The organism is Paenibacillus sp. FSL R5-192, from assembly GCF_000517845.1.
Classification (GTDB): Bacteria; Bacillota; Bacilli; order Paenibacillales; family Paenibacillaceae; genus Paenibacillus; species Paenibacillus amylolyticus.
In genome coordinates, this window is the sequence record NZ_ASPR01000049.1 from 1 (window position 1) to 20,392 (window position 20,392).

Genomic DNA, 20,392 nt, shown 5'->3' on the forward strand with positions numbered 1-20,392 from the left:
ATAGATGACAGATGGCGTATAGAAAGACTTCTTTCGCTTCCTGCGAATCACCGATTGGATCGATAGTTCCCGCATCATTCGCCATACTTTCTTGTGATTGACGTTCAGACCAGCTTCCCACAATGCCGTTGTCATGCGAGGATAACCAAACTCTCGGTTTGTAAAATGAATAGCCATCATGTGTTCTTTGATCTCACGATCACGGTCTTGTCTTGCGTCTCTCTGCGGCTGTGTTGCTCGCCATTTGTAGTAACTGGATCGAGGGATCCCTGCCACCGTTAATAGGCGTGTAATGCCATGCAAGCAGCGCAGTTCATCTAGGATATCATAGTTCTCCCGTTGGCTCAGCGCTTCTCCTTTACTAGATTTGGATACCGCTTTTTTAAATAATCCACCTGCGCTTGAAGATAATCTCGTTCTTCCTCCACGCTACCAAAGGCTGTGCGGGGACGTCCCTTCAGTGGATTCGGGATGCTGTTTTTTCGCTCATCGAACGCTTCCCCGTTTTTCCACTTTTTCACCCACACCTTCAGTTGTGAACAGTTTCGAATCCCTTCGCGCTCAGCGACCACCTTGTAACTTGAAGAACCTTCGACATATGATCTAACTGCACTCAATTTGAATTCTTCGGTATATCTCTGAAATGTTTGTCCTTTTTTCGCCATAAAAATATCCCCTCCAAGTGTCACTTGAACCCTCATGATAACATGAAGGTTTTTTCAAGTGTCTACTTAAAGGGGATAATACCATAAGTAAAATGCCCATCGGTTTTTATTTTATCTCAACAATAAGATACCTTCTTATTCTGGTGGTGAAAATAGGTCAGGCTGGATAACTTGGCTAGGTACGTCGCGTAGAGTGAGCTTCATGCTAATCTAACATGATTTTCTCGTTAACCATTTGATAGTAATACTCATCCATCTGTTCTGCCGTAACATCTTCTTCAAGATGATATATCCACCACGTCACAAGTAAACTAATGACCCCTGAATGATATTCGGCTAAGAGTTCTATGGGAGGTGAAAATGGTTTACCTCTTCTTTTTAATTCCAGAAAATCTCTTCTGGATATATTTCCGATATAGTTTTTGAAAAAGTCAGTAAATCCCTTGTCATTCTTCTGGTTTTGAACAATCGGCTCCAGTAAATTCTCCAACATGAATCTATATAGGCTTTGCAAGGGCTGCCGAAGCCGATCTTCTATACTCATTTGTAAATAATCCTGGAGAACCCACGTGAGGGTAGCGGACAACAGCGCAAATTTATCCTCAAAATGTTTGTAAAACGTTGTACGGTGAACCATCGCTTTGTCACATATCTCATTAATCGTGATATTGCTGAATAGTTTGCCTTGCTCAGATAACAGATCTTTAAAGGCCGTAATTAACAATTTATGAGTCCGGGCAACTCTTAAATCAAGCTTTTTTTCAATGATTTTCATCTACACCACTTCCATATCGTAGTTTAACTATATACCAACGCTATATTGATTCTTACTATAAAAGAAATTTTAATTATATATTGGTATTATAAGTAATATTTTGATTGATCTACAAGTGTAGAATAAAATCTAATTTCTTAGAAAGGATGAATCTTCGGTGTCTGACATGAAAAAAGCTGTGGTGATCGGAGCAGGGATTGCTGGATTAATTACTGCAAGAATGTTAGCCGATTATTATGAGGAAGTATGTGTGATTGAGAGGGATGAATTCCCTTCGGAGCCAAATAACCGGCAGGGTGTACCTCAATCTTTTCATCCACACCGTGTACAACCACGCGGCGCGCTGATTATGGAACATTATTTCCCAGGTTACAATGACGAATTGATAGAATTGGGGGCCATCTCTTCACATGATGAGAAGCTTATAGTTACTAATCGATACGGTACATTAGTTAACAAGGAGGATCCTTCTTCATTCAAAATTGCATCGTGCAGCAGAGCTTTGCTGGAATGGGTGCTGCGCAAGCGAATCCAAAATATCCCTCATATAAGCTTTTTAACAAGTATGGAAGTTACCGGACTCATCGTATCTGAAGACCAGCATGCTGTTACAGGCATTTATACCAGAGAAAGAAGCGGTGAAAAAAGGGAAGACCAACTTCCAGCGGATATGGTTATTGATGCCTCAGGACGTTCTTCCAAATTGATTAGGTGGCTTGATAAAATAAGGTTGAATGTGCCAGAACCAGAAGTGCTAAAGGTATCTCTTGGTTATAGCACTCGTTATTACAAAATAAAATCCTCTATTCCAAATGAATTCGTGATGTCTGATTCAGATCCTGAGCAAGGTATTCGTGCAGGCATATTTACGCGCATTGAAGATGATATCGCTGGACTCATTCTTTTCAATGCTGGAGGGGAGGAGTATCCTTCAACTCAGCCAGAGGAGTTTCAAGAACAACTCAAACATTTGTTTGCTTCAGATAAAATTGTGGAGTTGATGGAGCAGTTAGAGCCATTGCAAGGGCCTAGGGGGTACCGTATTTCCGAGTCTGTTCGCCAGCATTTTGAACTCATGGAAGATTGGCCCTCTGGTTTACTCGTCCTTGGTGATGCATTTTGTAGCTTTGATCCTATTCATGGACAAGGTATCACCGTTGCTGCGATCGAAGCTGAGACTATAGGAAAATGTTTGGAAGCACAGCGCTTGCATCCCGATCCGCAGTTTGAACGGAACGTATTGCTGCGTATGCAGCAGGCCATCGATCCGGCTTGGTGGCTTAGTTCCGTGGCTGATCTGCGTTGGAGAGGGGTAGAACATGGTGGGCCTTATGAACTGAAAGGAGTGGATTTTGCTCAGAAATATATCAACTTATTTACGAAGAAAGCGATGAAAAAAGCGGATCAGGAAAAAGATAACCATCTCTTTTTTATGCAATTCCTGATGAATGCTTTGATCCTTCCTCCAAGTGAATATTTCAAAGCGGATGTCCTGGACATGATTTTGAACGACAATGGTTCAGAAGAAGAAATGGAATTAAGAGCAGCGCTTCGTATCCAGGATCCGGAATTGTACCAGCAAAAATTAGATGAGGTATTTCCATTATTCCAACTGGACTATGATGAAGAGATTAAGAAACTGCTGGAAACTCTTCAGCCTGCGATGAGCTAATAAAACAACTTAAAAGCTGTGTGTAGGGGTGAGTACAACCACCACAACTAATAGTCGAGAAACCCAGGTGATTCATAGACCTTGGGTTTCTTTCATGTTTGAATGAGGACGTACAATTGAATAACGAGGTGACGGTGCTCGCAAGTGAGGAGGCTGCACCCTGTTTGACCGGAGCCATTCCGCTTATTAAAAGTAAAGTTACCCTCGAGCTAGCATGCAGCAACCCTTTGAAACACTGTGTTACTTTTATGTTACAAATGTGAATCTGTGATACCTTGAACTAAATACGAAATAACATATATTTTATGAATTAATCTATGTAGCATAAGTTGTGCAAACAAATACATGATAAAAAACCGATAAAGCGGGATTCGTTTTTTATCCAGATCAGCTGAAGGTTTAAAAGAAAGGTGGGCTTACTAAATGAGTCAAACATTTCAATTTCCTAATGGTTTTTTGTGGGGCGGTTCCGTCTCTGCGAACCAAATTGAGGGTGCATATCTAGAGGACGGGAAAGGACTATCCATTTCGGATATCATGCCGCACGGCATTCAGACACCTCCAACAACAGAACCAACAGAGGAGAATATGAAGTTAATCGCAATTGACTTCTATCATCGATACAAGGAGGACATTAAACTCCTTGCCGAAATGGGTTTCAAAGTTTTCCGCACGTCTATCGCCTGGTCCAGAATCTTCCCCAAAGGGGATGAACTTGAGCCAAACGAAAAAGGCCTCCAATTTTACGACAACCTTTTTGACGAGTGCCGGAAATACGGAATTGAACCTCTAGTTACGATCTCTCATTATGAGACTCCTCTACATCTCGTTAGGGAATATGATGGCTGGGCAAATCGAAAAATGATCGGTTTCTATGAACGGTATGTGCGAGCCATTTTCGACAGATATAAAGACAAAGTGAAGTATTGGCTTACATTTAACGAGATTAATTCTATTCTGGAACACCCGTTTGTGGGCGGCGGGATTAACACGCATGCGGATCAACTTAGCAAACAGGATCTGTACCAAGCGGTTCACCACGAGTTTGTTGCAAGTGCTCTGGCGGTTAAAATAGGGCATGAAATTAACCCTGATTTCAAAATTGGTTGTATGGTCATTGCTATGCCGATTTACCCATTGACTCCTGACCCTAATGATATGATCAAAGTGATGGAAGCTGATCATAAGAATACAGGTTTCACGGATGTCCATGTGCGTGGTTACTACCCAGGCTACATGAAACGTTATTTGAAAGATAACGGAATTACCATTCATTTTGAACCTGGCGATGAAGAAATTCTGAAAAATACCGTTGACTTTATTTCCTTTAGCTACTACCAAAGTAGTTGCGAAACGGCTGATCCAGCCAAGCAAATTAAAGGAGAAGGAAACCTGATTGGTGGTGTTCCTAATCCGCTCTTGACCGCGAGTGATTGGGGCTGGCAGATCGACCCCCAAGGCCTGAGGTACATCATGAATGCGATGTATGACCGTTATCAGAAGCCATTATTCATCGTTGAAAATGGATTAGGAGCCGTAGATGAACTGATTACGGACGGAAATGGTAATAAAACCGTTATTGATGATTATCGCATTAAATATTTGAAGGAGCACTTGCTTCAAGTTGCTGAAGCCATTCAAGATGGTGTTGAATTGATGGGATATGCATCATGGGGTTGTATTGACTTGGTTAGTGCAACAACTGCAGAGATGAAAAAACGGTACGGATTCATCTATGTGGATCGTCATGATGATGGTTCAGGAACATTGGAACGCTATCGTAAGAAATCCTTCCACTGGTATAAGGATATCATTCAGAGCAACGGGAGCAGCTTGTTTCGTGAATAGCAACAGGTGCTGATGTTGGAATACGTATATTACAGATTAGCGTACAGGCCTACAGAATAAATTAAGAAAGGGCCGCCAGTCAGCGGCTCTTTCTTAGTTTAATATTGATATTTGAACGATTAGGGAGCAGAATATGAGAAAAAAAGTGTTTTTAATAATTGCATTATTTGTTGCTACATTGAATTTGCGCCCAGCTATTAATTCTATATCTCCGCTGCTAGATACGATTCGGGAAGATCTGGGGATGAGCGCTGCACTAGCCAGTTTGCTAACTTCTATACCTGTACTATGTATGGGCGTATTTTCACCTTTTGCCGTCAAAGCAAGTGGGAGATGGGGAATAGAACGAATCATTGGATATTCCCTGATTGTGGTGGGAATCGGAATAGGCACTCGGCTATTTACACAGTCTACGTTCGTTTTACTTTTATCTGCATTGATCGTAGGTATCGGGATCGCTTCGATTGGCCCGTTAACTTCAGGTTTTATTAAAAAGTATTTTCCCGATCATGTGCCATCCATGATTGCACTCTATAGTATTGCGATCACTGTAGGGGCTGCAGTTAGTTCAATGGTATCCATTCCCTTAGAGGCATACTTCAATTCTTGGCAGACAGCGGTAGGAGGGTGGGCATTAATTGCCTTTGTGGCAGCGATCGTTTGGTGGATCATGGTGAAGCCGCGGTCTGAATCTGTTCATGTGAGTGAAATAAAAGAACGTCCGCAAATTAAACTTCCTTGGGGAAATAGAAGCGCATGGACGCTTACGCTTTCATTTGGATTAATGGCTATGTTGTTTTATTCTTTTACAGCGTGGCTCCCGTTAATGATTCAGGAAATGGGGTATAGCAAATCCTATGCAACGCTTTGTCTGACCATATTTGTTGTAATCCAAATCCCGATTAGCTTTATACTTCCTGTATTATTGAAGAACTTTCCCTCAAGAAGAGTATGGATGGTTGGTGAATCTCTGTTCATGATTGTTGGTTTGATTTTATTGATGATGAATTTCATACCGATGGTTTCCGTTGTACTCTTTGGAGTTGGAGCAGGGGGCTTGTTCACTTTAAACCTGATGTTACCAATTGATTCTACAACCAATGTGAACGATGCAACTTCCTGGTCTGCGATGCAGCAATCTGCTGGGTATGTTATTGGAGCGATGGGTCCAATATTGCTAGGTTGGATTCATGATGCTTCCAATAGTTTCACACCTGCTATGATTGGAATGATTGTGATAATCATCCTAATGATTCTAACGCAAATTGCAGCAACACGAGGGGAAAAAGTAATGGAAAGAGTCTAATGTAGTCATCCGTTAAGAGCCATAACAACCAGAAAGAGAGTCCAAATGACTCTCTTTCTGGTGCGTATTTTTAGAAAGAACGAGTTCTCTTTTATAGCTCTGATTCTGTATTTACCATTTCTTTGAAAACCTCTCGTCCCAGCCATTCTAAAAGGAACGCAACAGGAACCTGAGTGGTGATGTTAGTGGATTCATAATACTCTTCTTTTACATAATAAGGGATATTCACATCTGATATTTTAGCCATGGTGGATTGGCGATTGTTTGTTATCGCCACAATTTTATTTTGCTCCTGCTTGATCCGTTGGAGATAAGGTAGAACATATGGGTTTTCACCTCGCGTAGATAATGCAATCGTAACGCTGTCTTTTTGCATTTTGATATGAACAGGATAATGAGGATCTTTTATGTACACGGAGCATATCCCTAGATTTGAGAAAAATCGGGCTCCATACTCACCCATTATTCCGGAGCTCCCGATACCAATAAAAATGACGCTACTGGCTTTAGCAATTAACTTTGCTGCCGTTTGAATTTTTTCCTCCAATTCAGGAGATTGAGAACGTTCAAAAAACTCATACACAGCATGATGTGGACTTTTTAACTCCTGCTTCGTTAGTTTACCCTTTTGGGAAATGAGCATCTTAAGTTTTACTTTAAATTCCGAAAATCCCTCACATTGATTCTTTCTGCAAAATCGCATAATGGTGGCTGTAGATACATGAGTTTCATCGGCCAGCTCTCTAATCCGCATGTACGCCACTTTTTCCATGTTCTGAGAAATATAGTTATATAAAGATAGTTCCAATTCATTATAGGATGAGATTTGTTCACTGGTGAACATGGATATACACTCCCTTAGACCATAATAAAAATAATAGGTAACCTGCTTAGGCAGTATACATTACCTATGCGCAAAAAACAACGCGTTACATTTTTGTTACAAAAATCATTTCGTGTCAAAGGAAACTAAACACTTAAACAATATATATTTTCTTCTCTGTTCTGAGTAACATGACGTTATAACATATGTTTCGCACTTCCATTATAACTGGCTAACGCGTCCATGGTCAGAGAACGAAGGTGGCAACGAATAAACCAACCTACCCTTAAATAGTTCCAGTTTCAAGCTTGTTGAGCTTCCTTAGTCTGCTTGAGAATGTCACAATAGCTGTCATATGAAAACATAATGAGTTTGTTTTGCCATCCTCAAAAATTTAGCTTTACTACCTTAATATACGTCGAAGGAGCCTTACATCATGGATAAACAACAATTGTCCAAAGATATTCTCAAACTGGTTGGTGGGGAAGAGAATATCGATCAAGTTACGCACTGTATGACTCGACTCAGATTCAATCTAAACGATAACAATCAAGCAGACAGAACAACGTTAAAAAACACACCTGGCGTTATGGGTGTAACGGAAAACGGTGGACAGTTTCAGGTGATTATTGGCAGTGAAGTTTCCGAAGTGTACAAAGCACTAGTGAACAATATGAGCATGAAGCCTAACGCAGAGAGTGCTCCAAAAGGCGGAAAGAAACAAAGGAATCCGATCAGCGCATTATTTGATTTCATATCGGGCATGTTCACGCCAATCCTGCCAGCAATTGCTGGCGCAGGTATGATCAAAGGGATCGTGTCCATTCTGGTGGCTCTTGGTTGGATGACAAATACAAGTTCAACCTATATCATTTTGTCTGCGGTTGGCGATGGCGCATTCTACTTCCTGCCCATTATTCTGGCCATTAGTGCTGCGAAGAAAATGGGGAGCAATGTTTATGTAGGTGCTGCACTAGCGACTGGTCTCATGCATCCAACCATTACAGCGTTGCTTCAAGAGGGTAATACTTCGTTTGCAGGCATTACGGTTATTGCCACATCCTATGCATCATCGGTTATTCCCATCGTCATTGCAATCTGGATCGCTGCTTACGTGGAGAGAGCGATTGACCGCATCACTCATTCTTCACTGAAACTGATTGTTGTACCAACTGTTACGTTACTCATCATGGTACCACTAACCTTAATCGCGATCGGGCCACTGGGTGGCATTATTGGAAACGGTTTATCTGGGGGTATCAGATGGTTATTTGATAACGCATCCATTTTGGCAAGTATCTTGATTGGTGGCACAATGTCTGTGCTGATTATTACAGGCATGCATTATGCACTGTTGCCGCTTGCAGTTGGTTCGATTGCAACACTTGGTTACGATTTTATCGTTCCGTTAATGTTCGCAGCTAATATGGCCCAGGGTGGTGCTGCATTTGGTGTGGGCTTCAAGTCTAAAAACACCCAAACCAAATCACTTTCATATTCTACAGGACTGACCGCTCTTATGGGAATTACGGAGCCTGCCATGTACGGAATTAACATGAAATTCAAAAAACCATTTATTGCAGCGCTCATTGGGGGCGCAGTCGCTGGGGCGTTTCTGGGAACCTTTTTTGTTAAAGCCTATTTCATTAGCACTGTAGGTCTTCCGGGAGCTGCCTCATATGTCGGTCCAGACATTAGCAACCTGCTCTTTGCACTGATTGCTGCTTTAATTGCATTCGTTGTAGCTAGCGTAATTACTTATTTTCTGGGCTTCCAGGAAGAGGCAGCTGCACCATCAGCAACGTCTGCAACTATACCTGTAGTAGCTGAAGACACTAAATTACAGGATGAACAAATATTCAGCCCTATGAGTGGGGAAGTTAAGCCACTTAGCCTGGTTCCAGATCCTGCTTTTTCAGAAGAAATGATGGGTAAAGGATTTGCCATTCAACCTTCAGAAGGACGTGCAGTTTCCCCAGTTAACGGCACAGTATTCTCTGTTTCTAAGAGTGGTCACGCTATTGGTCTCGTAAGTGATCTTGGCGCAGAGATGCTGATTCACATCGGGATTGATACGGTAAAGCTGAAAGGCCAATTTTTCTCGCCCAAGATTCAGGCAGGAGCAAAAGTATCCGTAGGTGATCTATTGATGGAATTTGACCGTGAAGAGATCGAAAAAGCGGGTTACAATATGATTACCCCGGTCATTATTACGAACATGGTTCAATATACCGATGTCCAATCGGCTGGGCGTACCACAATTAATGAAAAAGAATTGATGTACACAGTCAAAGCCTAATTTGGTGTTATTAATAGCGGCAGTGATTCCAAGTTATTTCTGGAACGCTGCCGTTTTTAAATAAAATAAAACACTGCGTTACTTTTGAGTAACAAATGTGATCTCATGTTAATTCAAACTAAAATGCCAAAATGTATATATTTATTTGAATAATAAAAGTAACATAAGTTTTGCAAAATAAAATGTATTACAGACGGATAAGTAGGATTACTCTGAATATGGAGAAATCTCTTACGGAGTTAACACTGAAAGGTGGAACACACAAATGAGTCTAACCATTCGATTAGCGGATGTTTTAATGTGGGAAGGTCTTTAGCTACTAATTCAATAGAAGGGTCTTATATAGAAAATGGTTTTGTCCCAGATGAGTGAATGTAGAATATTTATTTTAGTGAATAGTTAATTAATCTATTTTTCTAGAAATACAGAAATAAGAAGGTGCAATTGTTGAAAAATATGTGGAAAATATATTTATTAGCTGTAATTAGTTTTCTTAATGGCGCATCAGAGTATGTTATTGCCGGGATCCTAGACAAAATTGCTGAATCTAGCAACATTTCAGTTTCTTCTGCTGGACAGCTAATTACAGTGTTCTCTATAGCATTTGGCGTAGGTACTCCTTTTTTAATTGCTTTCACATCTAAATTAGACCGAAAAAAACTCTTAGTTTATGCATTAACTGTATTCTCTGTTATTAACATTTTAATTGCAACGATAACAGGATATGAGATGCTTATCGTAGCTAGAATTATTTCAGCACTTAGTGCCGGTGTTATTCAGGTTACGCTCCTTACTCTTGCTGCGGTTTTGGCTGATCCAGGAAAGCAAGGCAGTTCAATTGCTACAGTTATTATGGGAAATAGTACGGCATTAGTTATCGGTGTACCCATAGGTAGGGTTGTAGCTTCCCATTATGATTGGAACATCATATTTATTGGTCTTGGAGTAATAGGACTTATTCTCTTATTCCTAGCGCTGCTGATCATACCCAAAGTAGTTGCTGAAGAAGTTGTTCCTTTGCGTGATCAGTTTAAATTCATCATGCAACCGCGTATCGCAGCAGCGTTACTGATTACGTTCGTGTGGTTAGGCTCATATTCCATTTTATTTACGTACATTTCACCGTATCTCCTTGATATATTTAGTATGAGTGATCAAGGTGTAACGGTAGCCCTGTTTATATTTGGTATCGCTAGTGCTATTGGTTCCAAAATAGGAGGACTCAGTACAGATAAATGGGGCACATTCCGTACACTAGCTGGTGGCATGGTACTCCACGCCACTGCATTACTGTTGTTCCCGTTTATAGGCCAATCCATATTTCTTCTATATATATTACTTATTTTCTGGGCAATAGTAGCCTGGTCCTCAGGTACGCCGATCCAATTCCAGCTTATAAGTCTCGCTCCCGCTGCTTCAGGCATTGTACTTAGTTTGCATAGCGCGATTGGACAAGTTGGAATGGCTGCCGGAGCTGGTATCGGGGGTATTGCTGTCAACCACAGTTTGTTGAACTACATCCCATGGATCGGCGCGCTTGCCCTTGTGATTGGCATCGTAACAACGTTGCTTGATAACTCTCTACCTAAAAGAAAACAAACGAAAAAATCTTTGCAATAAATAAACACTTGTATCATCTTCGTTTGTTACATGCCTCTTAACGATGTATAAAACCTTCTATAACAATAAGAAAGCAGCTGACCCAAGTGATCAGCTGCTTTCTTTGTTTTATAATTCATAACTCATTAACCCAATAATAGTAGGTCCAACTGCACCAAAGCTTGATGTGATGGGATTAAGTTCACAGCGAATGAAGTCAAGCTTATCGACGGTTTCCGCATACATTTATATACCGATTGAGGCGAGTACTAACCTCCAAGCCTTGTTACACCACAACTAACAGTACGATAATTCCGAGAAAAATTAGCCAGCATACTGGGTGACCGAAATTTAATCCCCAGCCGACTCCGAATCTTTTCTCAACGATTAGGTTTGGATCCTTCCGATTGAAATAAATCATACCTAATAGCCATTTATCATCATCATGGACAGGTCTGAAATTGGAGTGATCTGCCGATTGCTCCAATCGGCTTCCGCCCTGACCAGCCCAGAACGATAAGGCTAAGGCGTATAGGATAATAAAGGCTATTATGATTAGGACAATGGGAATAGCGAAATTGATGTTAAGCAGAGATATCATATTTAGTTGCACGACGGACAACAGGATAACTATTAAGAAGCTTGCTGTAATCATAATATATGAACAACAATCCTTAGCGGCAAATTTTCCATCAGTTATTGAAAACTATTTTAGGAAATATCTTAAAGGAGAAAATTTTTTGTTAAACTAAGGAGTAGGTTAGTGTAATTTCCCGTTTTAGATAACGTTATAATATAAACAGTGTCCTAGACATGAATAAAATAAATGGAGGGGTAGGATTGAACAAGTATGTGTTACATATAGTTGCAAGTGTAATTTGCATATTGTTACCTGCTATTGGTCTCTTATATGTTTTGTGGGATAGCCACCAACCCAAAATAGGACCTGTAGGAGACGGAAAACCGAATTATCCTTCAATATCTCAATGGATATCTATTGGCTCTTCTTTTATTCTTGGAGTAGTTAATTTACCTCTTTCCATAATTCGATATAGACAAACGGCTAAAGAAGATATTAAAAGTTAATGCTTTATTGCGCTAACGTAGAAATTATAATTGAATATACAACGAAAATGAAGCTGCCTGTGTTAGCCGGTGCAGCCTTCATTACGTTAACGGGCAGGATAGATGAATTTTGCGAATGTACGCCAGGTATGCGAACGATAAAAACATAAGTTTAACTTTTAAGATTAAAGTAATGCTACAGTCTTCAGAATTCGCAGAATTCGTCAAAGGAAGTACGATCGAAGAATAAAGAGGTCGAACCCGTCCGAATTTTATGGCTATCAGCCCTTCGATGGTGAAGTGCCTTCATGCACAAGATACGATCATAATCCATTAAACCGGAAGGAATATCTCTTACATGTCTTGAATCACGATAAATCTGAATTAAAGCTGGAGGCGAATGAGATGCTGGAATTAGAGTTTACGACTATAGAGGAGTGGGATGAAGCATTGTGGGCGCGGATGGAGCGAATCTATCATGAGGCTTTTCAAAGCGGCGCTAAGACAAAAGCGATTCTGCGCAGTATGCTGGACCGGAAGATTGGTTATTTACACACGGGCGTGCATCATGGAGAAGTGGTTGCGATGGCTGTTACTGGACTGGAGGGGAAGGTTGCGGACCGCATCCTGATCATCGATTACCTCGCGGTTGAACAGAAGTTGCGTGGGTGGGGCATAGGGACCTGGATGCTAGAGCAGCTCAGAGCCTGGGCGTTAAGAGAGCACCGGATCAAAGGTATGATTATCGAGGCGGAGTTCGGGACAACAGAGGCTCATCAGGAACGCATACAGTTCTGGCAACGCAACGGGTTCATCCTAACCTCCTATGTCCATCAATATAGAATGGTGCCAGAGCCGTATCAGGCAATGATGCTACCACTGGATACAAGTACGCATGTGCCTGATGATGGTGAAGCACTGTTTTGTTATATCAATGCTTTTCACAAGGTTGCTTACCGGAAGAGTTAGACCGCATTCAATGGACCTGCAGGAAAATACCGTAGAGATTAGGATGTAAAATGATCAGTTCTTGACTGCATGGTCAATAACTGATACATTAATCCCATGAGCAGACCAAGAGAATTTGATGTCGATCGTGTATTACACCAGTCTATGGAAGTGTTCTGGAATCAAGGCTTCAAAGCAACTTCTTATGAGGACCTTACGCGTACTACAGGAGTCAAAAAGCAAAGTTTGTACTGTGTTTTTAAAGACAAGCGATCGTTGTTTCTGAAGGCGCTGGCAATTTACCGTGAACAGGTTATAGCGAAACTGAAAGAGATTGAAGCCCTGGATTCGTCTCCCGTTGATAAACTGGATACCTTACGATATTCCCTTTTAGACGATGAAACTAGCTGCCAAGGGTGTCTAATTGTGAATGCATCACTCGAATTCGGAACAGATGACGAGCAGGTCACACGCGAAGCTGAGCTCATGGCAGAAGAGATTCAACTGGTATTAGAGAAGATCATAAGTAGTGGCCAGAAACAACAGTTAATTTCCAACCGGTATACGAGTATAGAGCTTGCATCTTATCTAAATAACACCATTCTTGGTGTGAGAGTTATGGAGAAATCAGGTTCATCCCGTGAACAGATCGAGACGGTTCTGCGTACTTCATTTGGCATGATCATGTCTTGATCTTTTTTTTGTGAAATTCTTGACTACGAAGTCAAAAATAATTGAAGGCGGATTAATACACCACGAAAGCTTGAAGGAGGTGGGGCTTTTCGAGAAAAATCGTGTATTGATTCATTTGGAAATAACGTCTAGCTGTTAACCAGGCTGATTGCTGTTTAACATCTCCTAGGTCAATTTATATAAAAAAAACGAAATATGTGGAGGTTATTATGAATTATTCTCAATCCGTAGAAGCATTGTTCCAACCTATAGAGTTAGGTCACTTGAAGTTATCCAATCGGATCGTGATGGCGCCGATGACGCGTCAATTTTCTCCGGAAGGTATCCCGGGTTCGAATGTTGCGGGCTATTACCGCCGCAGAGCAGAGAACGCAGTGGGGCTTATTGTGACAGAAGGGACAATAATTAATCATCCGGATGCATCCAATCAAGCCAATGTACCGCACTTTTATGGTGAAGCTGCAATGAATGGTTGGGCACATGTTGTATCTGAAGTACATGAAGCTGGTGGTCGAATTATTCCACAGATCTGGCATATGGGAGCCAAAGGTCATGTTAATGATTATTCGGAAGCTGAGATTGCTACAATCGTTCAGGAATTCGCAAAAGCAGCCTCAGAAGCGAAACGCGTTGGGTTCGATGGTGTTGAAATCCATGGAGCACACGGCTATCTGATCGACCAATTCCTGTATGAGAAAACCAACTCTCGTACGGATCGTTACGGTGGAGATATGATGGCTCGCACACGTTTTGCAGTTGAAGTGATTGAGGCTTGCCGTAAAGTAGTGGGATCGGAATTCCCTATTGTACTGCGTTTATCTCAGTGGAAGACAGATGATTATCAGGCTAAATTGGCTGAAACACCGGAATTACTGGAGCAGCTTCTCGCACCGTTGGTTCAAGCTGGAGTTGATATCTTCCACTGTTCCACACGCCGTTTCTGGGAGCCGGAATTCGAAGGGTCTGATCTGAATTTTGCTGGATGGACCAAAAAACTGACTGGTAAACCGACAATCACTGTTGGATCGATTGGTCTTGATGGTGACTTTACAAGTCTGTTCACAGAAGGTAAAGGCGCAAGTAACGTCGGTATCGAGGGATTGGTACAACGACTTCAGAATGATGAGTTTGATCTGGTTGCTGTAGGTCGTGCTCTTCTAGTCGACCCTGAATGGGTTAAGAAAATTCAAGAAGGACGTACTGATGATCTGGTTCCATTCACAAGAGAGGCGATGACTGTACTTACTTAATTGTAGTTATAATCATTAGGAATATGTATTAATCAAACACACCTTCAAGATCATCTTGGAGGTGTGTTTGTAATGGCAACCAGAGTGAGTTATCCGGTGGAACTAAAGATGAACGCCATAGAGATGAGACTGGCAGAGGATGCAAAAGAAACATCGGAATAAGGTCCTCAACTTCATTATTGCTGGTTCCTTCATTTCTACATCATCACTCAACAACACCACTGCTTGGGGGAAGCTCTCCCTCCGAAAGATCAACGCTTCTCTTCACTGAATTCCCAATGCAAGTGACGATCTATTCATTAGTGCTAAGTGACAACAAGTGTTTTAGATTGTCATCAATAAATTGATTATCGGCACTGTTGATTCCACGACCGGCAAAATGGCCCCAGATCGATTGGATTGGTTTCAAGACAGCATTAGGTATACGCTTAGCTTCGTATTCATTATCTTCCGCTGTGCAGAAGAGATCCGTGCTTCCCGGCATGATACAGGCAAAAGCTTTTATGCTCTGAAGTGCTTTATCAAAGTCTCCGTTATAGGAGGGGTTTGCACTGATATCTGCATGTTGACCTGTCCATAACATGGCCAGAACATTATGCGGATCCATATTCATAAAGCTATTTTCCCAGACACCAGCTACAAAATCCTCCAATATGTCAAATCCCATCTCACGGTATAGCTCTTCTCTATAAAACGCATGTGATAGTCCCCATCCCGCATACACCCGACCAACGGCACGCATGTCTGTAGAACTTAGTTGGTTTAATTTACTTGAGTCGAAGCCGACTGCGGATAGCAGTGAAGCTTTCACGCCTTCCAGGACCACAAATGTGTGAGGCCAAGGTTTGGCGATGCCTCCGAAAGGTGCGATTCGTTCAACCATCTCCGGGTAACTTGCCCCCCATTGAAATGCCTGAATGCCGCCCATCGACCACCCGACGACGAGAGCAATCTTTTGAATACCGAATTTTTCGGTCAGCAGTTGGTGCTGGAAACGTACGTTATCATAGATGGTTACCTGTGGAAAGTTAGCCCGATCGAATGGAGGAGGCGTGTTACTGGGAGAGGAAGAGAGTCCATTGCCCATCAAATTCGGAACGATAATAAAATATTTCTCTGGATCCAGTGCCATCCCGCTGCCAATGAGCCATTCATTCTGAATATGCTGATCACCAAAAGCCGTTGGATAGACAATAACATTATCTTTCTGTTCATTTAATTTTCCGTAAGTTTGATAAGCGAGATAAGCGTTTGGTAACGTCACTCCTGATTGTAAGAGTACATCACCCAAATTAAAAATTTCATAATCCATCGTATAATTGCTCCCTTCAAAATGAAACACCACAGGTTCACTGTGATCTCTTGTACTCAGTATAGAGCTGTGATACTCTCAATAAAAGTGAATAGAATTCAAGATAGTATTCAATAAAATTGAAAGATGAAGGAGGGATCATCGGATGGAATTGCGTCAACTGAATACGTTTTGTACGGTTGCAAAAACATTGAATTTCACGCGGGCAGCAGAAGTGCTGAGCTACGTTCCTTCTAACGTCACGATGCAAATTAAAGCATTGGAAGATGAGCTAGGTGTTCGCCTCTTTGATCGGTTGGGCAAGCAACTCGCGCTCACAACTGCGGGTAAACGCTTTTTAACACACGCCCAAGGCGTTCTCGAAAAAATGGACGAGGCTCGTAGTGCTGTCCATGATAATGAAAAACTAAGTGGAACCTTAACGATAAGTGCGAATGAGGTTATTTGCTCCTATCGGCTTCCACCTGTCTTCCAACGGTTTCGTTCGCAGCATCCGGGAGTTCGCTTAATTTTCCGCTCAGTTCCGAATCAAGAGCTCAAGCAAACGCTCTTTGAGGGGACCACGGATATTGTTTATATGTTGGATGAACCTATTCGCTCGAGTGGACTTTCCGTGGAACCTTTGCTGGAAGAACATTTCCGATTGTTAGCTGCTCCAGATCATCCACTCGCCAAACGAACTGTGCTGCAATTGGAAGATTTTCATGATGAAGTGTTCCTGACAAATGAGAAGGGTTGTCCCTATCGGACGATGTTTGATCGGTCATTTGAGAAAGAGGGCATTGATAGCATTACATATTTAGAGTTTCAAAGTGCTGAAGCCATTAAACAATGTGCAATTTCAGGAATCGGTATTGCCTTTCTTCCGGAGATCGTCGCGGAATCTGAAGTTGAACGCGGAGAACTTGTTGTCCTCCCCTGGCAAATTCCGGACTTGCAGGTATATACACAGATGTTGTGGCATAAAGACAAGTGGCTTTCACCAATCATGTTATCTTTTATAGAAGCAACTAGGGAAGTTTTTGGTTCACAGAGTGAAAATAAAACCGTATAGCTTATGTACGAGACATCAAACTCTTGAGCACAGTAAAATGCTGTTGAAAGTGAGGAGACATTATTTATGATTCCATTAGTATATGACCAGATTAACCATTGGGGAAAAGACGATGAATTTTTCCTTGCATTGTTAAAGAGATTACAAGTAGAATCTATAGCTGACCTGGGCTGTGGAACAGGAAGATGGACTACTCATCTTGTTCAGTACGGTTATAAAATTACCGCTATAGATCCCAATGAAGAAGCGATTGAAGTAGCGAGAAGTAAAGATAATTCTGAAAGTGTGGAATGGATTATAGGTGATAGTGCAGATTTACAAACCAATACCTATGATGCGGTAATTATGACAGCGAATGTTGCACAGGTATTTCTTACAGATGACAGCTGGAAACGAGTAATCTCAGACGTATTCCGATCCCTAAAAATCGGGGGTCACTTTATTTTTGATACAAGAAACCCTTTGGTAAAAGTATGGGAAGAATGGGAGAAGGACAAAACTCCTGACTTAGCTAAAGATAGACTAAGCGGAGATCCTTTAGAAATTTATACAGAATATGAAGGGTTTGAGGGAGATATTTACACTTTCTATGAAATTGTAAAAAATACCAAAACAGACAAAGTATTAGTTCATGAAAAAATGCAGCTGAGGTTTCGAAATCAAGAAGAATTCAATGAATCGCTGAAACAAATCGGTTTTTCAAAAATTAAAACATATGGTGATTGGGAATTCAAACAAGCAAATTCTCAGAATAGATCGTTTATTTTTCATTGTGTAAAATACTAAAATAACTACAAACATTGTTTCATTCAAATCCATTCAATGAAATTTGTTCATATATGATGAACTGGAGTATGATTGGGGAAGGCGTTGCTGATAACTATCATATAATCAATGCCATGTACAGAGTGTAATTTGATATCGGTCTAAAGCTTTTGGACCCGGCTATACAACACCATACTTCCTTGAAGGGGGACATCTGTTTTGGATGAGCAGTTTCTAGATTTATTGGCCGAGAAATATGATACGGAAGAAAAAATCATAACAGAGATCATCAACCTTGAAGCGATCTCCAATCTCCCGAAGGGAACCGAGCATTTTGTCAGTGATTTGCATGGGGAGTTTCAGGCTTTTCAGCATGTACTACGAAACGGTTCGGGTACCGTCAAAGAGAAAATCAAAGAATTATTCCGGGAGGTTTGGACGGATCAAGAGATCAATGATTTTGCGGCGTTGGTTTATTACCCTGAAGAAAAAATACAGCTGGTTATAGGGGAACTGAGCAATAAACAGGCTTTGAACCAGTGGTATAGACTAACAATTGAACACATGCTTAAGCTTATTTCTTATGCCTCTTCCAAGTATACACGCTCAAAATTGCGTAAAGCTCTGCCGGAGCAATATGTATATATTGTAGAAGAGCTTTTATACAAGACGGATTCGACCAACAATAAGGATCCTTATTACGAGGAAATATATCGGCAAATTATATCCTTGGGCCAGGCGGACAATCTCATTATCGGCCTTGCTTATACGACACAGCGCCTGGTGGTTGACCATCTTCATGTGGTTGGAGATATCTATGACCGGGGGCCGTACCCCGATAAAATTATGGATACACTGATCAACTACCATTCTGTAGACATACAGTGGGGGAACCATGATGTCCTCTGGATCGGAGCCTACGCAGGTTCTCTGGTCTGCCTTGCGAATATTATTCGAATCTGCGCCAGATACGATAATCTGGACATCATTGAAGATGTATACGGAATCAATCTGCGCCCACTGCTAAACCTCGCGGAGAAATATTATGAAGACAATCCGTCCTTCAGACCTAAGTTACAGGCTGGACATAATGTATCGGAGCAGGAAATTCTGCAGATCACCAAAATTCACCAAGCCATTGCCATGATTCAGTTTAAACTTGAAAGCCCGATTATCAAGAGACGCCCATACTTTAATATGTCTGAAAGACTTTTGCTGGAGCAGATTGATTACGACAACAATGAAATCAACATCTGCGGTAAAACGTACCACCTGGAAAACACCTGTTTCGCAACCGTAAATCCGCAGAAGCCCGAACAATTGCTTGAGGAAGAACGCCAGGTGATGGAAAAGCTGTTGTTTTCCGTTCAGCATTCCGAAAAGATGGCCAGACATATGAATTTTCTCATGAAAAAGGGCAGCCTTTATTTAAAATACAACGGGAATTTGTTAATCCACGGCTGTATTCCTTTGGATGAAGAAGGAAATATGGAAGAAATGCAGATTGAAGACAAGACATATGCGGGCCGTCAATTGCTTGATGTTTTTGAAGATTATTTACGTTACGCCTTTGCGCATCCGGAAGAGACAGAAGATCTGGCGACGGATATGGTATGGTACATCTGGACAGGAGAATGTTCCTCGCTCTTTGGAAAGAGAGAAATGACCACTTTTGAACGGTATTTTATCCAAGATAAAGAAGCACATAAAGAGAGAAAGAATCCTTACTACCATTTACGTGAAAATGAAGATATCTGTCGAATAATCTTGCAGGAGTTTGATTTGAATCCAGATCATGGACATGTCATTAACGGGCACACGCCAGTCAAAGAAATTAGTGGAGAGAGCCCTGTTAAAGCAAACGGAAAAATGATCGTGATTGACGGCGGTTTTTCCAAAGCCTATCAATCCACAACGGGCATTGCCGGATATACCTTGTTGTACAATTCCTTTGGCATGCAGCTCGTTGCCCACAAGAAATTTAATTCAAAAGAAGATGTGTTATGTAACGGAACGGACGTGTTATCTCTAAAAAGATTGGTGGACAAAGAACTGGCGCGGAAGCTGGTGAGGGAAACCAATGTCGGAGAAAAGCTGTTGCAGAAAATTTCAAATTTGAAGGATCTATTAGACTATCGCCACATGAAATGAAACGATTGCTAAAAGTACACATTCGGATCAACCGTTTGAGTGCAATATGACATAGACGCTCGTATTGGGCAGGGAAGTAATAATCTCCTGTCTGTACGAGCCTTTCTTTTTTCACAGTGCGATTTAACAACAAACTTTATGACTTAACAGTTGAACTAACGGCGGAT

The 20,392-nt window shown here is 41.4% G+C and carries 18 protein-coding genes; 12 read left to right on the forward strand and 6 right to left on the reverse strand.

Annotation, left to right across the window (positions count from 1 at the left end; translation table 11 throughout):
* From C161_RS32495 to C161_RS25235, 3 genes are all read right to left on the reverse strand, one after another.
* On the reverse strand, positions 1 to 276 hold a 276-nt coding region (locus tag C161_RS32495), incomplete at its 3' end, for an IS3 family transposase (RefSeq protein ID WP_235193931.1).
* A 68-nt stretch (positions 277 to 344) separates the two neighbouring features.
* A complete protein-coding gene (locus C161_RS25230; RefSeq protein WP_036673605.1) occupies positions 345 to 665 on the reverse strand; it encodes a transposase in 321 nt (106 codons plus the stop codon).
* A gap of 205 nt (positions 666 to 870) precedes the next feature.
* Positions 871 to 1,440, reverse strand: a complete 570-nt coding sequence (locus C161_RS25235) for a TetR/AcrR family transcriptional regulator (protein ID WP_036673606.1) — start codon at positions 1,438 to 1,440, stop codon at positions 871 to 873.
* Positions 1,441 to 1,606: 166 nt separating this feature from the next.
* Here C161_RS25235 and C161_RS25240 point away from each other — a divergent pair, with 166 nt between their 5' ends.
* The 3 genes from C161_RS25240 (at position 1,607) to C161_RS25250 (ending at position 6,266) form a co-directional block, all read left to right on the forward strand.
* A complete protein-coding gene (locus tag C161_RS25240) occupies positions 1,607 to 3,112 on the forward strand; it encodes an FAD-dependent oxidoreductase (RefSeq protein WP_036673929.1) in 1,506 nt (501 codons plus the stop codon).
* A gap of 423 nt (positions 3,113 to 3,535) precedes the next feature.
* Entirely contained in the window at positions 3,536 to 4,960 is a 1,425-nt protein-coding gene (locus C161_RS25245; RefSeq protein WP_036673607.1) for a glycoside hydrolase family 1 protein, read from the forward strand.
* A gap of 133 nt (positions 4,961 to 5,093) precedes the next feature.
* On the forward strand, positions 5,094 to 6,266 hold the full coding sequence (locus C161_RS25250; protein ID WP_036673608.1) for an MFS transporter: 1,173 nt from the start codon (positions 5,094 to 5,096) through the stop codon (positions 6,264 to 6,266).
* Between the two features lie 91 nt (positions 6,267 to 6,357).
* Here C161_RS25250 and C161_RS25255 read toward each other — a convergent pair whose 3' ends face one another.
* On the reverse strand, positions 6,358 to 7,110 hold the full coding sequence (locus C161_RS25255) for a MurR/RpiR family transcriptional regulator (RefSeq protein WP_036673609.1): 753 nt from the start codon (positions 7,108 to 7,110) through the stop codon (positions 6,358 to 6,360).
* A 415-nt stretch (positions 7,111 to 7,525) separates the two neighbouring features.
* On the opposite strand from C161_RS25255, the gene C161_RS25260 reads away from it, so the two are divergent.
* Positions 7,526 to 9,388 carry a beta-glucoside-specific PTS transporter subunit IIABC gene (locus C161_RS25260; RefSeq protein ID WP_036673610.1) on the forward strand — a complete coding sequence of 621 codons (1,863 nt, stop codon included), beginning with the start codon at positions 7,526 to 7,528 and terminating at the stop codon, positions 9,386 to 9,388.
* Positions 9,389 to 9,844: 456 nt separating this feature from the next.
* Positions 9,845 to 11,008 (forward strand): MFS transporter, encoded by a 1,164-nt coding sequence (locus C161_RS25265; RefSeq protein ID WP_051449972.1) that lies wholly within the window; start codon positions 9,845 to 9,847, stop codon positions 11,006 to 11,008.
* 265 nt (positions 11,009 to 11,273) lie between these two features.
* On the opposite strand, the gene C161_RS33510 is transcribed toward C161_RS25265, so the two are convergent.
* A complete protein-coding gene (locus tag C161_RS33510; protein ID WP_051449942.1) occupies positions 11,274 to 11,642 on the reverse strand; it encodes a DUF5808 domain-containing protein in 369 nt (122 codons plus the stop codon).
* A gap of 185 nt (positions 11,643 to 11,827) precedes the next feature.
* Between C161_RS33510 and C161_RS32110 the strand changes: the two genes are divergently transcribed.
* The 4 genes from C161_RS32110 (at position 11,828) to C161_RS25285 (ending at position 14,943) form a co-directional block, all read left to right on the forward strand.
* Positions 11,828 to 12,073, forward strand: coding sequence for a hypothetical protein (locus C161_RS32110; protein WP_084650483.1), 246 nt, complete (start codon positions 11,828 to 11,830; stop codon positions 12,071 to 12,073).
* 384 nt (positions 12,074 to 12,457) lie between these two features.
* On the forward strand, positions 12,458 to 13,021 hold the full coding sequence (locus tag C161_RS25275; protein ID WP_036673613.1) for a GNAT family N-acetyltransferase: 564 nt from the start codon (positions 12,458 to 12,460) through the stop codon (positions 13,019 to 13,021).
* 96 nt (positions 13,022 to 13,117) lie between these two features.
* On the forward strand, positions 13,118 to 13,693 hold the full coding sequence (locus C161_RS25280) for a TetR/AcrR family transcriptional regulator (RefSeq protein ID WP_036673614.1): 576 nt from the start codon (positions 13,118 to 13,120) through the stop codon (positions 13,691 to 13,693).
* Positions 13,694 to 13,902: 209 nt separating this feature from the next.
* Positions 13,903 to 14,943 carry an NADH:flavin oxidoreductase gene (locus tag C161_RS25285; protein WP_200869437.1) on the forward strand — a complete coding sequence of 347 codons (1,041 nt, stop codon included), beginning with the start codon at positions 13,903 to 13,905 and terminating at the stop codon, positions 14,941 to 14,943.
* A 292-nt stretch (positions 14,944 to 15,235) separates the two neighbouring features.
* Here C161_RS25285 and C161_RS25290 read toward each other — a convergent pair whose 3' ends face one another.
* On the reverse strand, positions 15,236 to 16,255 hold the full coding sequence (locus tag C161_RS25290) for an alpha/beta fold hydrolase (RefSeq protein WP_036673616.1): 1,020 nt from the start codon (positions 16,253 to 16,255) through the stop codon (positions 15,236 to 15,238).
* 145 nt (positions 16,256 to 16,400) lie between these two features.
* On the opposite strand from C161_RS25290, the gene C161_RS25295 reads away from it, so the two are divergent.
* From C161_RS25295 to C161_RS25305, 3 genes are all read left to right on the forward strand, one after another.
* Complete coding sequence (locus tag C161_RS25295) at positions 16,401 to 17,309, forward strand: LysR family transcriptional regulator (protein ID WP_036673617.1); 909 nt, start codon at positions 16,401 to 16,403, stop codon at positions 17,307 to 17,309.
* A gap of 66 nt (positions 17,310 to 17,375) precedes the next feature.
* Positions 17,376 to 18,095: a class I SAM-dependent methyltransferase gene (locus C161_RS25300; RefSeq protein ID WP_036673619.1), complete on the forward strand. Its 720-nt coding sequence runs from the start codon at positions 17,376 to 17,378 to the stop codon at positions 18,093 to 18,095.
* A gap of 198 nt (positions 18,096 to 18,293) precedes the next feature.
* The gene (locus tag C161_RS25305; RefSeq protein ID WP_036673621.1) at positions 18,294 to 20,225 is read left to right on the forward strand and encodes a fructose-bisphosphatase class III; all 1,932 of its coding nucleotides are present in this window, start codon (positions 18,294 to 18,296) and stop codon (positions 20,223 to 20,225) included.
* The last annotated feature ends 167 nt before the right edge of the window (positions 20,226 to 20,392 follow it).

Excerpts from the sequence above, each read along its gene's own strand:
- C161_RS25230 (WP_036673605.1), bottom strand. The coding sequence starts at position 665 with ATGGCGAAAAAAGGACAAACATTTCAGAGATATACCGAAGAATTCAAA.
- C161_RS25235 (WP_036673606.1), bottom strand. The coding sequence starts at position 1,440 with ATGAAAATCATTGAAAAAAAGCTTGATTTAAGAGTTGCCCGGACTCAT.
- C161_RS25240 (WP_036673929.1), top strand. The coding sequence starts at position 1,607 with ATGAAAAAAGCTGTGGTGATCGGAGCAGGGATTGCTGGATTAATTACT.
- C161_RS25245 (WP_036673607.1), top strand. The coding sequence starts at position 3,536 with ATGAGTCAAACATTTCAATTTCCTAATGGTTTTTTGTGGGGCGGTTCC.
- C161_RS25250 (WP_036673608.1), top strand. The coding sequence starts at position 5,094 with ATGAGAAAAAAAGTGTTTTTAATAATTGCATTATTTGTTGCTACATTG.
- C161_RS25255 (WP_036673609.1), bottom strand. The coding sequence starts at position 7,110 with ATGTTCACCAGTGAACAAATCTCATCCTATAATGAATTGGAACTATCT.
- C161_RS25260 (WP_036673610.1), top strand. The coding sequence starts at position 7,526 with ATGGATAAACAACAATTGTCCAAAGATATTCTCAAACTGGTTGGTGGG.
- C161_RS25265 (WP_051449972.1), top strand. The coding sequence starts at position 9,845 with ATGTGGAAAATATATTTATTAGCTGTAATTAGTTTTCTTAATGGCGCA.
- C161_RS33510 (WP_051449942.1), bottom strand. The coding sequence starts at position 11,642 with ATGATTACAGCAAGCTTCTTAATAGTTATCCTGTTGTCCGTCGTGCAA.
- C161_RS25275 (WP_036673613.1), top strand. The coding sequence starts at position 12,458 with ATGCTGGAATTAGAGTTTACGACTATAGAGGAGTGGGATGAAGCATTG.
- C161_RS25280 (WP_036673614.1), top strand. The coding sequence starts at position 13,118 with ATGAGCAGACCAAGAGAATTTGATGTCGATCGTGTATTACACCAGTCT.
- C161_RS25285 (WP_200869437.1), top strand. The coding sequence starts at position 13,903 with ATGAATTATTCTCAATCCGTAGAAGCATTGTTCCAACCTATAGAGTTA.
- C161_RS25290 (WP_036673616.1), bottom strand. The coding sequence starts at position 16,255 with ATGGATTATGAAATTTTTAATTTGGGTGATGTACTCTTACAATCAGGA.
- C161_RS25295 (WP_036673617.1), top strand. The coding sequence starts at position 16,401 with ATGGAATTGCGTCAACTGAATACGTTTTGTACGGTTGCAAAAACATTG.
- C161_RS25300 (WP_036673619.1), top strand. The coding sequence starts at position 17,376 with ATGATTCCATTAGTATATGACCAGATTAACCATTGGGGAAAAGACGAT.